This is a genomic window from Henriciella litoralis, from assembly GCF_002088935.1.
Lineage (GTDB): Bacteria > Pseudomonadota > Alphaproteobacteria > Caulobacterales > Hyphomonadaceae > Henriciella > Henriciella litoralis.
In genome coordinates this window covers 2,645,130-2,659,062 of record NZ_NCSS01000006.1, presented here as the reverse complement: position 1 = coordinate 2,659,062, position 13,933 = coordinate 2,645,130, and the positions used below count along the sequence as shown (strand labels likewise).

Genomic DNA, 13,933 nt, shown 5'->3' with positions numbered 1-13,933 from the left:
ATCTCCCTTACAGGACCCGATCTTTCTCGTCGCGGCCTTTCATGCAGCAGGTTTTTGCGCAATGCACTGATCCATGCTTGATGCGGCCTGATAGCAGTTTTCAGGAGACTCCCGCATGACACTTAACAGGTTCAAAACGTCTATCTTTGCAAGCGTCGCCTGCCTTGCGCTTCTCGCCGGTTGCGGCCCGAAGGACAGCGACAAGTCTGGCCCGGAGGCTGAGGCCACCGCGCCTGAAAATGAACCTGTAAAGCTCGAAACCCCGCCGGCCGGCCAGCTGCCGGATGATGTCATCCCGACCGCCTACTCAATCGATCTGATCACCGATCCGGCACAGTCGACTTTTGAAGGCAAGGTCGAGATCGATATCCGCCTTGATCAGCCGCACGCCCGCATCTGGCTGCACTCGCTCGACCAGACGATTGAGCGCGCCTTTGTTCGCCTTGATGATGGCACTGAAATCGAAGGCACCTTCGAGGGCGGCCTCGCCGATGGCGGCGTCTCCAAGATCGACTTCGCTGAGCCGGTGCCCGATGGCAATGCCACTCTCGTGATGGAATATACCGCGCCTTACAATATGGGCCTCGCGGGCCTCTACAAGGCGACGCAGAACGGCCGCCCATACCTTGCCACCCAGCAAGAGCCGATTGATGCACGCCGCATGTTCCCTGGCTTTGACGAGCCGCGCTTCAAGACTCCCTGGACGCTAACTGTCACAGCGCCTGCCGGCAATCAGGTCATCGCCAATGCGCCATCGACCGGCACCAGCCAGCTCGACAATGGCATGGTCAAGCACACCTTCGCCCCGACCCGCCCGATCCAGTCCTATCTCATCGCGCTCGCCGTCGGCCCCTATGACATGCGCGAAGGCACGCCGCTCCCGGCCAATACGCTGCGCGCGAAATCAGTCCCGTTCCGAGGCTTTGCCCCAGCCGGAAAAGGCGACCAGCTGAAAACGGCGATGGACATCACCGATGCGATGGTGAGCCAGCAGGAAGCCTACTTCAACTTCCCCTACCCGTACGCCAAACTCGACATCATCGCAGTGCCGGACTTTGCCTATGGCGCGATGGAAAATGCCGGCGCGATCATCTACCGCGAGAGCGCGCTCCTCATCTCGGACCGCACGACGGAAGAACGCAAGCGCGGCATCCTCACCACCCATGCGCATGAGCTTGCCCACCAATGGTTCGGCAATCTCGTCACCCCCGCCTGGTGGGACGATATCTGGCTGAACGAGGCCTTCGCCACCTGGATGGCCAACAAGACGATGAACAGCGTCTATCCCGGCACCGGCTATGACCGCGCCTCCCAGCGCAACGGCATCGGCGCGATGGGCGCTGACAGCCTGAAAAACGCTCGCCAGATCCGTAATCCGATTGAGCGCAATGCGGACATCAACGACGCCTTTGACAGCATCACCTATCGCAAGGGCGGTCACGTCCTCTCAATGTTCGAATCCTATCTCGGCGAGGACGCATTCCGCGAAGGCATCCGCCTCCACATGAAGCGGTTCGAAGACGACTCCGCCGATGTCGATGACTTCATGACGTCGATCGCAGACGGCAGCGGCGACAAGGATGTCGTCGAAAGCTTCCGCTCCTTCATCTTCCAGCCGGGCATTCCCTATCTCAACGTTGAGACCAGCTGCAGCGATGATGATGCCGGCGTTATCACGGTCACCCAGCAGCGCTATGCACCGCTCGGTTCGGACATCGATATGAACGGTCAGACCTGGCTGGTCCCGCTGGAAATGCGCGTCTCCGGCCCGGCAGGTGATCAGGTCATCCGCCAGATGCTGACGGAAACGGAAACCGAGTTCCCACTGGACGCCGGTTGCGCCGACTGGGTGATGCCGAACACATCGGGTGGCTATTGGCGCTTTGCCCTGTCTGACGACAATTGGGCCGCGCTGACCTCGACCTTCGACACGCTGTCGCCAACCGAGCAGCTCGCCTTCATCGACAGCATTACGGCCGCCTTCCGGGCTGGCGATGCGCCCGCCGCATCCGTGTTCGACGCCCTTGAAGCGGCTGCGACAAGCGACTGGGACGTCGCCATCGTCTCGCTCGATCGGGCCCGCAGCTATTACAATGCGCTGCCTGCTGAAGACCGCGCGCCGATGCGCGACTGGGCCGAAGCCACTTACCGCCCGGTCCAGAAGGCCCTGATGGCGCGTAAAGACACGCTCGACGAGAATGACACGCTTCTCCTGCAGGAGCTGTCCTCGACGCTGCTGGAGATTGGCAAGTCCGGCGCAGAACGCCGCGCGCTCGCCAAGAAGGCAAACGCGCTTGTCGGCGTCGATGGAGACCCGGACCCATCGGCCGTCCCTCCGGCTGAATTCGCGGACGCTATAAAATATGGCGCCCAGCTTGGCGGCGAAGCCTTCTACAAGGCTGCGCTCGACTATGCCCGCACCACGCAGGACCAGCGTGAGCGCCGCATCGTTCTCTCCGTTCTTGCCGCCAATGTTGGTGAAGCCGAGCTGACCGACCTCTACGAACAGGTCCAGAGCGATGACTGGCAAGGTCAGGAAGCCTGGTCCGTGCTGCAGAGCTCGCTCGGAAATGACCAGAACCGCGAAAAGGCATGGGAGCTATACAAGGCGAATTTCGACGCCGTGCTGCCCCGCACACCAGAGATCCGTAAGGCACAGACAGCGGGCGGCGTCGCCAACTTCTGCACCCCGGATGAGACCAAGGCTGCGCGCGCCTTCTACACCTCCAAAGCCAAGCTGATGCCGGGCTATGAGCGGTCTCTGGCACAGGGCGAAGAGTCAGCAAATCTTTGCTCTGCTTTCCGAGATGAGAAGGCAGAAGAGCTCAAGAAAGCCCTCTCTGAAGAATAGAAATACCAGCCTTGCCCTTCGCACCTGCAGCGTGCGGAGGGCAATTGCGGCACATCTTCCATCGGTCTAGAAGCGGCTCATAGAGTTACCTCGGGAAACCCGCATGTCCGATCCTGTCAAAAGCGACGCAGCGCCGATTGGCAATTTGCAGCTCGATGACGTCCTGTCGAGCTTCCGCCACACGGCCCATAATGAGCACCTGCTGACATTGTCAGACAGTGATGTAGAGGCCCTGGCCCGCTCGATCGCCAGCTTTGCGCAAGATTATTCCGGCGAGGCGCCGCTGGTGCGTGTCCGCGACGGACGCGGCGCCGATGACCGGCTGACCGGCACGTCGGTTCTCGAAACCATTACGCGCGACAAACCCTTCCTCGTCGATTCCCTGCTCGGCCTTTGCGCCGATATGGGCCTGGAAGTCCGCGCGCTTTTTCACCCGATCCTTGAGACCGATGAAGGCAGCGAACTGTCGCTGATCCAGATCCATGTGCCCGCCCTCAGCGCTGCCGAAGGGCGCGCGTTCAAGGAGGGCGCAGACGCCACGCTCGCAGATGTCGCCCTCGCCGTGCAGGACTTTGCAGGGATGCAGGCGCGGATGCAGCGTGAGATCAACCGCCTGAACGACGAAAAACACTGCCCGCGCGAAGCCCGCGAAGAGGCCGTGGCCTTCCTCGACTGGCTGCAGGATGAGCATTTCGTCTTTCTGGGCGTGCGCGACTATGAGTTCGAGACTGGCCCCGATGGCGAGGTGCTCGCGGCCGAACCGATCATGGTAGAAGGCTCAAACCTCGGCATCCTGCGCGACGAGGACACAAACGTCCTCAATAGCGGCGCAGAGCCGCTGGTCCTCTCGCCCGAAATCGGCACCTTCCTGTCAGAGCCAGACCCGATCATCGTCGCCAAGTCGACCCATCGCAGCCGCGTTCACCGCCGTGCGCAGTGTGACTATATCGGCGTCAAGCACTTCGACAGCGACGGCAACGTCACCGGCGAGACCCGCTTTCTCGGTCTCTACACGGCCGAAGCCTATAATCAGAGCGTCCGCGCCATTCCGCTGGTGCGCCAACGCGTTGCCCGCGTGCTGGAAGCGGCAAACGCCGTTGAGGGCAGCCACAATTACAAGGCTTTGTCGAATATCCTCGAAACCTGGCCGCGCGATGAGTTGCTGCAGGCCGACGCCGACACGCTGATCCCGCTAATGCAGGGCGCCTTGCAGCTGGTCGGGCGTCCCCGCACCCGCGTTTTCGTGCGCCGTGACCAGTTCAACCGCTTTGTCTCCGTCCTCGTCTTCGCGCCACGTGAAGCCTATGATTCGACCGTCCGCGTGCGTATCGCCGAGCGCTTGACCGAGGCCTATCAAGGCCGCCTCATCTCTTTCCAGCCGCGTTTCGATGCGTCGCCACTGGCCCGCGTTCACCTGCTGATCGAGCTGACAGACGACAAGGTCGAGCCAGACCTGAAGGCGCTTGAAGCCGATGTCGCCGCCATCGCCCGGACCTGGGATGACGCCTTCCGTGAAGCGCTCACCCAGGCGGATATGAGCGAGGCCGATTTTGAGCGCGCCAGCGCCTTCCGCGGCGCGTTCAACGCAGCCTATCGCGAAGCCTTCAGCCCGCAGGAAGCCATCGCAGATGTGTTTGTGATGCGGGACCTCGATGAAGCCCATCCGATCCGCATGCGCGCCTACCGCCCTGACGGTGACGACAGCGACGTCGTGTGCGCCAAGATCTATTCCCGCAATGGCTCCATCCCGCTGTCCAATTGCGTGCCCGTTTTTGAGAATATGGGCCTCTTCGTTGAGTTCGAGACCGGCTATCCGGTCGAGCCAAATCCGAAGCCTGCCGAGAACGGACCGGATGTTTACTGGGTTCACTCCTTGCGGATGCGTAGCGCCAATCAGGCCTCGCTCGACCTGGAGGAAATTGGCGCCGGCTTTGAAGACGCTTTCGTTGCGATCTGGCAGGGGCTGACGGAAAATGACCGCTTCAACGGCCTGGTGTTTTCGGCTGGCGCATCCTGGCGCGAAGCCGCGCTCTGCCGCGCGCTCTGCGGCTACCGCCACCAGACAGGGCTGGACCCGGCCCGCGCGACGCAGATCGAGGCGCTGAAACGCCATCCGAAGCTGACCCGCGCTTTGCTTGACCTGTTCACGATCCGCTTCGACCCGACCTCCGGCACCTCGCTTGATGAGCGGCTGAAAGCGGCAAAAGAGATGGTCACCCAGATCGAGACCCGCCTCAATGAGGTCTCCTCGCTCGATGAAGACCGCGTCATTCGCCGCATCGCGCACCTCATCATGGCCATCCAGCGCACCAATTTCTGGCAGCGCCGCCCGGATGGCAGCCCGCATCCCTTCATCAGCTTCAAGATTGCCAGCCAGGAAATTTCAGACCTGCCGGCGCCAAAGCCTTTCCGCGAGATTTTCATGTCTTGCCCGGAAGTCGAAGGCGTGCATTGCCGCTTCGGCGCGGTGGCGCGCGGCGGCCTGCGCTGGTCTGACCGGCGCGACGATTTCCGCACCGAAGTGCTCGGCCTTGTGAAGGCCCAGCAGGTGAAGAATGCGGTGATTGTCCCCGTCGGCTCCAAGGGCGGTTTCTTCCCGAAACAGATCCCGGCCAATGCGACGCGCGAAGAGCGCAACCAGGCTGGTATTTCGGCCTATAAGACCTTCATCAATGCCTTGCTGGATCTCACCGGCAACCTGATCGACGGCAATGTCCAGCAGCCCAAGGACACTGTGGTCTGGGACGGCGATGATCCATATCTCGTTGTCGCCGCCGACAAGGGCACAGCGACCTTCTCCGACATCGCCAATGAGATCAGCCTCGAACATGGCTTCTGGCTCGGCGATGCGTTCGCCTCAGGCGGTTCGGCCGGCTACGACCACAAGAAGATGGGCATCACGGCCCGCGGCGCCTGGGAAGCGGTCAAACGCCACTTCCGCGAGATGGGCAAGGACATCCAGACCGAACCGTTCACTGTCATCGGTTGCGGCGACATGTCAGGCGATGTCTTCGGCAATGGCATGCTGCTGTCAAAGCAGATCCAGCTAAAGGCCGCCTTCAACCACCTGCACATCTTCGTCGATCCGGACCCGGTCGACACAGAGCGCCTCTGGGAAGAACGCAAACGCTTGTTCGACCTGCCGCGCTCCTCATGGTCTGACTATGATGAGAGCCTCATCTCCGAGGGCGGCGGCATCTTTGAACGCTCCGCCAAGTCGATCCCGCTGTCTGACCAGATGAAGAAGATGACGGGCCTCTCCGGCGACAGCGCCACACCTGACGAATTCCTGCACGCGCTCCTGAAAGCTGAGTGCGAGCTGCTCTGGTTCGGCGGCATCGGCACTTATGTCAAAGCCAGCCACGAGACGCCCGGCGATGCGGGCGACCGCGCCAATGACGCGATCCGCGTCAATGGCCGCGCCCTCAAGGCGAAAGTCATTGGCGAAGGCGCAAACCTCGGCCTGACCCAGGCCGGACGCATCGAATTTGCGCTCAATGGCGGCCGGATCAACACCGACGCCATCGATAACTCCGCCGGCGTTGATAGCTCTGACCATGAGGTCAACATCAAGATCCTCTGTTCCGAAGCCATCCGCCGCAAGTCCTTGCCGAGCGGACGCCGCAACCATCTGCTGGCTGAGATGACAGATGACGTCGCCGCGCATGTCCTCGCGCACAATTACAGCCAGACCGGCGCACTGACGCTGGCGGAATCGACCGCCGCTCGTGACCATGAGGCCAATGAACGGCTTATGTGCTATCTGGAAGATCGCGGCGGTCTGGACCGGCAAGTCGAAGGCCTGCCCAACACCTCCCAGATGCATGAGCGTGGAGAGAACAAGGTCTGGCTCAGCCGCCCGGAACTCGCCGTCCTGATGGCCTGGTCCAAGATCACACTCTTCGATGACCTGGTCGCCTCAGATGTGCCGGATGACCCCTGGTTCCTGCAAACGCTGGAGTCCTACTTCCCTGAGCCGCTGCACAAATTCGAAGACGCCATGCAGGTCCATCGCCTGCGCCGTGAAATCATTGCCACCGTGCTCGCCAACCGCCTGATCGATGCAGGCGGCCCGCTCATGCTGCTACGCCTGCGCGAGCGAACCGGCGCGTCCAATGCGGCCCTCTGCCGGGTATTCGAAACCGCCCGCGTCCTGCTCAGCCATGCTGACTATCGCGCCGAGATCGAGGCGCTGGACAATAAGGTCAGCGCCAGCACCCAGACAGAGCTCTACCAGCTGGGCGCCGAAGCAGCGGCAGACGTGTCGGCCGCGCTCCTTCGCCGGGCCCCTGATATGCCTGTCACAGACGCCGTTGAGAGTTTCAGACCCTTCTTCGAAACCCTGGACAAAAGTCTGGCAGAAGCCCTCTCCGGCTTTGAGGCGACCCAATACCGCAAGCGCGTCAACACGCTCTCCAATGCCGGCATCAATGACGATCTGGCCGCCCGCGCCGCGCTGATGCCACTTCTGCCTATGGGGGTGGATCTACGCTCGCTCGCCTCGGATGCAGACGCCAAAACGGAGGCAGCCCTCGACGCCTATCTACGTATGGGTGAGACCCTGCGCCTCGACAGGCTGCGCCATGAAGCGGCGCGCGATATAGACAATGCAAGCTATTGGGAGCGCCTCGCAACGCGGCGTCTCGTCGAGGATCTACGTCGTCATCAGGCCCATGCATCAGCGGAAGCCCTTCAGTCTGGCGATGTCTCGGACTGGCTTTCGGCGCGCGAGGCAGAGCGCCGCGCGCTCATCAAACAGCTCAACGCCCTATCCTCGGCGAAGGCCAATTTCGCGCAGTTCACGCTGGCGGCCGACGCGGTGCGCAGCTTCATGTCAGGCACATCACATCCTGGCGGATGATCACGACGCGACGGCTTGAAAAATGAGAGAGGGGACGGGCCCGTCAAACGGGGACATGTCTGACGGGCCCTACAGGCCATTCCGCAGGCTGGGTGGGGGGACGCACGCGGAGGCCTGATTGTGTTCGAGCGTGTTTATACACGTCGTATGGAAATCTATATGATGTGTCCGGTGGCACGTGCCAAGTTCAGTCCGCAGGTCGAACTGCAGTTTCATTTTCAACCTGCGCATCCATCGCTTCTAGCGCACCGCCGGGATTACCATCAGCCGATAATAACACGGAAATCCAGCGCGTCGATGGCGATTGCGCAAACAGGATCATCAACAAAACCGTTAGCGGCGCCGAGAGGAACATCCCCGGTATACCCCAGATTGCGCCCCAGATCGCCAGCGAGAGCAGGACGACCAGCGCAGAGAGGTTCAGCGTCTCGCCCATAATTCGCGGCTGGACGAAATTGCCAATCATAAATTGCCAGAAACTCACGCCGACGAAGACAAATATTGCGTAGAAATAGCTGTCATGGCCACTACCGCCCGGGATCCAGCCTGGCAGTTCCGGCTGTACAAGCGCGAACAGCGTCGGCACGAAGGCCGCAACAATTGAACCTATGGTTGGAATATAGTTCAGTACAAAAATAAGTGCTGACAGGAAAATCGCGTTTTCAACACCCAGCGCGATCAGCGTGATATAGGTCAGCCCTGTAATCATCGCTGAGATGACGGTCTGGGTCCACAGATAGGTCTCGATCCCCCGCCGCGCCGCATCGCCGATGTCCTGAACCTGCGAGCGGGACTCTTCTTCGGTAAAAATCCGGTCGAGCTTAGGCCCCCATGCGCTCTGCGCCAGGAATAAGAACGCCACATAGATGAGGATGATCACGATATCGCCCGACAGATCCCCAGCTGCATTGGCAATCGTCGCAAAAAAGCGCTGGCCCGTATCATTGAACATGATCTCGGTAAGGGTCGGCGCCTTCCCCATGCTCAGCGTGCCATAAACATCGCCGATGAGACCGTTGATCTTTGCCTCATAATCGCTGGCCTGCTCGCCAAATTGCCCGATGCCGCGCGCCAGCAGGCCAATAAATAGTCCGAAGCCGATGAGGACGCCCAGAATGGAGATGATCCGGCTGTGGTCCCGCGTCAGAAACTTCACCCGCTCATCGATGACCCGCGCAAACCCTTCCATGATCAGGAAAAGAAACACCGCCATTGCAAAGGGCGCGAAGATCGCACGGCCAAGATAAAGCGTGGCGATCAGAACGCCCGTTGCGATGACCCATATGCCAACAATTCCCGAGCGCACTGTCATTTTGGTCAATCGTCCCCGCCTGCCCCCGGCGTCGGAAGCCGGGCCATATGAAAATCGCGCACCAGATGCACCACTGGCCGCACACCGAAAAAGACTGACCCGAACAGGAACAGCCACGTCCCAGCGACCATTGTCGCTTCACTGAAAAATAGCGCTGAGCCTACGATAAAGGCAATGGCTGCTGACGCATCAATGCCGTCATAAAGGCGCTGATACCCGTGATAGACCTTCCCATGCTGCTCCGTTTTGAAGTTCATCCAGTTATGGTTTTTGGCCATGAAATTCTTTCCTGCGTCTGTCAGTCTTTAGAGCCGTCTATGGTGTTTCCTCGCAGTTTGGCCACCGGTGGGCTCGATTCAAGTCTTGGCCCCACGTGTCGATTGCGGCTAAGCCTTAACGCACAAGACTGAATGGAGTGCAGTATGGGTGACCGGATTTACCTTGGCGGCGGTGGCGAAGGCCAGAACGAGGCACAATCGCTGCTTCTCAGCCGGGCCAATCGCCATGGCATCGTTGCCGGCGCAACAGGCACTGGCAAGACGGTCACGCTGCAGATCATGGCGGAAGGCTTTTCCAATGAAGGCGTCCCGGTCTTCTGCGCCGACGTAAAAGGCGACCTCTCCGGCATTGCGAAGTCCGGCACGGCCGACTTCAAGCTCCATGACGCCTTCATGTCGCGCGCGGGCAAGATCGGCTTTGAGGACTACACCTATCATGACGTGCCGACCGCCTTCTGGGACGTCTTCGGCGATAAGGGCCATCCCGTCCGCGCCACGATTTCAGAAATGGGGCCGACCCTCCTCGCCCGCCTGATGGACCTGACGGACACGCAGGAAGGCGTCCTCAATGTCGCTTTTGAATATGCAGACGAAGAAGGCCTGCTACTGCTCGATCTGAAAGATCTCCAGAAACTCCTGATCCACCTTGGCCAGAAAGACGTGCGCACCGAAGTGTCACTTCGATATGGAAATGTCGCCAACGCGTCCCTCAGCTCCATCCAGCGCAGCCTGCTCAGCCTTGACCGTGAAGGCGCAGAGCAATTCTTTGGCGAGCCCGCGCTCGACCTGATGGACCTGATGCGGACCACGCGCGATGGCCGCGGCATCGTCAACGTGCTCGACGCCACCCGGCTCATCAATTCGCCAAAGCTTTATTCCACCTTCCTGCTCTGGCTTCTGTCAGAGCTATTCGAACGCCTGCCGGAAGTGGGCGACCCGGATAAACCAAAGCTGGTCTTCTTCTTTGATGAAGCCCACCTTCTCTTCAAGGACGCCCCCAAAGCCTTGCTGGCCAAGATCGAACAGGTCGTGCGGCTCATCCGCTCGAAAGGCGTCGGCGTCTTCTTCGTCACCCAGAACCCGCGCGACCTGCCGGACAGCGTGCTGGCCCAGCTTGGTAACCGGATCCAGCACGCCCTGCGCGCCTACACGCCGACCGAACGCAAAGGCGTTCGCGCGGCCGCAGAAAGCTTTCGGCCAAATCCGGAGTTTGACACCGAAGAGGTGATCACACAGCTCGGCACCGGCGAAGCGCTGGTTTCGACGCTTGATGAAAAATCAACACCCGGCATTGTTCAGCGCACACTCATCCGCCCGCCTTCATCCCAGCTTGGCCCCATCACGCCAACTGAACGTGAGGCGATCATGAGCAGCAGTCTGGTCGGCGCCCGCTACGACACGGCAAATGATCGCGAGTCAGCCTACGAAATTCTTGAGAGAAAGGCCGAGGAAGCTGCGAAAGCGGCCGAAGAACTGGAACGCGATGAAGCCAAGGCCAAGACGAAGAGGCGCAAATCGTCTCGTCGCTCGAAGACGATGGTAGAGGAAGTCGGCACCATCGCCGGTCGTCAGGTCCTGCGAACCGCCATAAACTACATTCTGCGCGGTGTTCTGGGGACGATGCGAAAGCGCTAGCAGAAATCACTTAATCAGCCACCCATACCGCCAGTTGTGTGACCCTGAATCCCCGTCACAAAACTGCGGAAAAACCTTTGCCAATCTGACAAAGAACCGTCGCCCAACGGTCACGAAACGCTGCTAGCGGCCTCTCCAACCAAGAGGGGTGCTTTTTCAATGCAAACAAATATCGGACGGCTGATCGCGCTCGGCCTTATCAGTGTCAGTGCCGCGCATGTCGCCGCAGCTGACGTCATTCAGGGCACAGTGACAGACGCCTCAGGCGATGCGCCGCTTCAGGGCGCAATCGTCTCGGTCGATGGCATCAATCGGTCCGCCACGACCGGCCGCTATGGCGACTATCGTCTCTCAGACCTGCCACCCGGCACCTACAGTGTTTCGGTCTCCTATATCGGCGCCGACCCGGTCTCCCAGACTGTCACAATCGACGGCGCTGACACCGTGCTCGACTTCACGCTCGGCAGCGATGTTCGTTATCTCGACAATATACTCGTCGTGGGCTCCGCAGCCGCCCAGGCTGGCGCGATCAACCAGCAGCGCGCTTCGAACGCCATCATCAATGTCATCGACTCCGATGGTCTCGGCAACTTCCCTGACACCACCGTGGCTGACTCGCTTGCTCGCGTCCCCGGCCTTTCGATTGAGACCGACCAGGGCGAAGGGCGCTATGTCTCGATCCGCGGGATCAACACAGACCTCATCGCCGCCTCGATCAATGGCGTGCGCACCCCATCTCCTGAAGATCGCCGCGGCGTCCTTCTCGATGGCGTCCCGTCAGACCTGCTTGATGGCATCGAAGTCCAGAAGTCGCTCACCCCGGATGTCGATGCGGATTCCCTCGGCGGCGTGATCAATCTGAAAACTATCTCCGCCTTCGACCGCGACGGCCGCTTCATCCGGGCCAAGCTTGAAGGCGCCTGGAACGAAATCTCCGAAGAGGTCTCCCCGAAGGCGACACTCACCTATTCCAACACGTTCAACGACACGTTCGGCGTCGCGCTTTCGGTCAACTATCAGGACCTGCGCATCGAGTCGCACAATAATGAAATGGGCGAATGGGGTCTCGATGAAGACGTCTCGCCATTTTACTTTCCGAATGATGACTACGAACAGCGCTGGTACGGTATCAACCGCGAACGTATCGGTCTCGTCGCCAATTTTGACTGGCGGGCAAGCGAGAATACCGATCTCTATCTGCGCACGCTCTTCAACAATTATGAAGACGACGAGGTTCGCAACAAGTTCGAGTTTCGCGATCTGGACGATGCCGAGGACGGCACGATCAATGAGACGAACGCCGTCTTTGGCCTCAATGAAGTTGACGCCGAAGTGCGGGCTCGCCGCGAGGTCCGGAAAATCCAGACGATTGCGCTTGGCGGTGAAACCCAATGGGGCGACTGGCAGACCGACTATGAAGTCTCCTATGCCTATGCCGAGGAAGACGACAGCGACAATCACGACGTGACCTTCCGGTTCAAGAAGATCCAGAAGGCCTTCCCGGAAGATGTCACCTTCGACTATTCCAATCCGAAAAAGCCGGTCTTCTCCGGCGGCGCCCTTCTCGACGCGGTCTACGATCCGGCAAACTACGATCTCGATGCCTTCGAGCAGGAATTTACGGTCAACGAAGACACTGAATGGACCGGAAAATTCAACGTCTCGAAAGATAGCCTAGTCGGCAACACACCGGTGACCTGGAAGGCGGGCCTCAAATATCGCGACCGCGAAAAGACCCGCGACGTCAATCTGCTGATCTACGAGGATGATTCGATCAATCTCGCTGACTATGCCCGCGACAGCTTCATTTCGGGCTGGCGTCTCGGCAACCCACAACCGACCTGGCCAGATCCGGGCCTGACCCGTCAACTGCGCGGCACCTTCGGCCCTGGCGACCTGGACGAAGAAGGCAGCTTCTTCGACTCCAATGGCGAAGACTACAAGATCGACGAGAAAATCCTTGCCGGCTACGGCATGGGCACGTTCGATATCGGCCGTCTGACGCTCGTCGCTGGCGTCCGCTTCGAACAGACCGATGTCAACCTTGAAGGCCGCGTCGTCCTCGAGGATGAGCTCACCGCCACGCCGACGAAGTTCAGCAATGACTACACAAACGTCTTGCCAAGCGTGAACGCGAAATATGAATTCACCGACAAGCTGATCGGGCGCGCTGCCTATTACGCCGCCGTTGTCCGCCCGGCCTTCGGTGAGATGGCGCCCTTCATCTTCATCAATGATGACCGCGACGAAGCCGAGATCGGCAATCCGGGTCTCGATCCGCTCGAAGCCAACAATTTCGATCTCGGCATCGAGTTCTACCCAACCAAGCTTTCGGTGATTTCGGCAGGCGTATTCTACAAGGACATCTCGAACGCGATCTTCCCGGCGACCTTCGACATCGCGGACGTTCCGGGCAGTGTCGATCTCTCCGGCATCCCGGCAGAATTCCTGAACGGCGATGACACCGATGGCGGCGAGATCGAGGAAATCTCGACCTTCATCAATGTCGGATCGAGCAAGATCATGGGTATCGAGTTCAACTATGTTCAGAGCCTCGGTGACCTGACGTCTGCCCTTGATGGCTTCCTTCTCTCGGGCAATCTGACGATCACCGACAGCGAAGCAACGCTTCCGGACGGGCGCGATGTCCCCTTCCTGAAACAGTCGGACACGATCTGGAATATCGCGATCGGATACGACAAGGGCCCGTGGGATTTGCGCGTCTCGGCCAATTATCGCGGCGACTATCTCGACGAGCTGGTCGCCCCCAACCTCGACCGCATGACGAATGACCGGACCCTTGTCGAGGCGTCTGCCAAATACAAGATCAACGACAACATGCAGATCTATCTGGAAGGCAAGAACCTCACCGATGAGCCGGAATACTACTATTTCGGCGATGAGCGCCGCCTTTCGCAATATGACGAGTTCGGCACAACCGTCGTCTTCGGCGCGCGCCTGACCTACTAGGCAGGCCTAAAACATCCATTGCGCGG

Annotated in this window: 6 protein-coding genes; 4 read left to right on the top strand and 2 right to left on the bottom strand. The window is 60.0% G+C overall.

What is annotated here, in order from left to right; genetic code table 11:
* Positions 1 to 115: 115 nt before the first annotated feature.
* Positions 116 to 2,851: a M1 family metallopeptidase gene (locus tag B8783_RS16620; protein ID WP_084421250.1), complete on the top strand. Its 2,736-nt coding sequence runs from the start codon at positions 116 to 118 to the stop codon at positions 2,849 to 2,851.
* Positions 2,852 to 2,954: 103 nt separating this feature from the next.
* A complete protein-coding gene (locus tag B8783_RS16615; RefSeq protein WP_084421249.1) occupies positions 2,955 to 7,712 on the top strand; it encodes an NAD-glutamate dehydrogenase in 4,758 nt (1,585 codons plus the stop codon).
* A 187-nt stretch (positions 7,713 to 7,899) separates the two neighbouring features.
* Here the strand turns inward: B8783_RS16615 and B8783_RS16610 are convergent, their stop codons facing one another.
* On the bottom strand, positions 7,900 to 9,024 hold the full coding sequence (locus tag B8783_RS16610; protein WP_084422159.1) for an AI-2E family transporter: 1,125 nt from the start codon (positions 9,022 to 9,024) through the stop codon (positions 7,900 to 7,902).
* A gap of 5 nt (positions 9,025 to 9,029) precedes the next feature.
* Entirely contained in the window at positions 9,030 to 9,302 is a 273-nt protein-coding gene (locus B8783_RS16605; RefSeq protein ID WP_084421247.1) for a YrhK family protein, read from the bottom strand.
* 144 nt (positions 9,303 to 9,446) lie between these two features.
* Here B8783_RS16605 and B8783_RS16600 point away from each other — a divergent pair, with 144 nt between their 5' ends.
* Together B8783_RS16600 and B8783_RS16595 are read left to right on the top strand one after the other, a co-directional pair.
* On the top strand, positions 9,447 to 10,937 hold the full coding sequence (locus B8783_RS16600) for a helicase HerA-like domain-containing protein (RefSeq protein WP_084421246.1): 1,491 nt from the start codon (positions 9,447 to 9,449) through the stop codon (positions 10,935 to 10,937).
* A gap of 159 nt (positions 10,938 to 11,096) precedes the next feature.
* Positions 11,097 to 13,907 carry a TonB-dependent receptor gene (locus B8783_RS16595; protein WP_084421244.1) on the top strand — a complete coding sequence of 937 codons (2,811 nt, stop codon included), beginning with the start codon at positions 11,097 to 11,099 and terminating at the stop codon, positions 13,905 to 13,907.
* Positions 13,908 to 13,933: the final 26 nt, after the last annotated feature.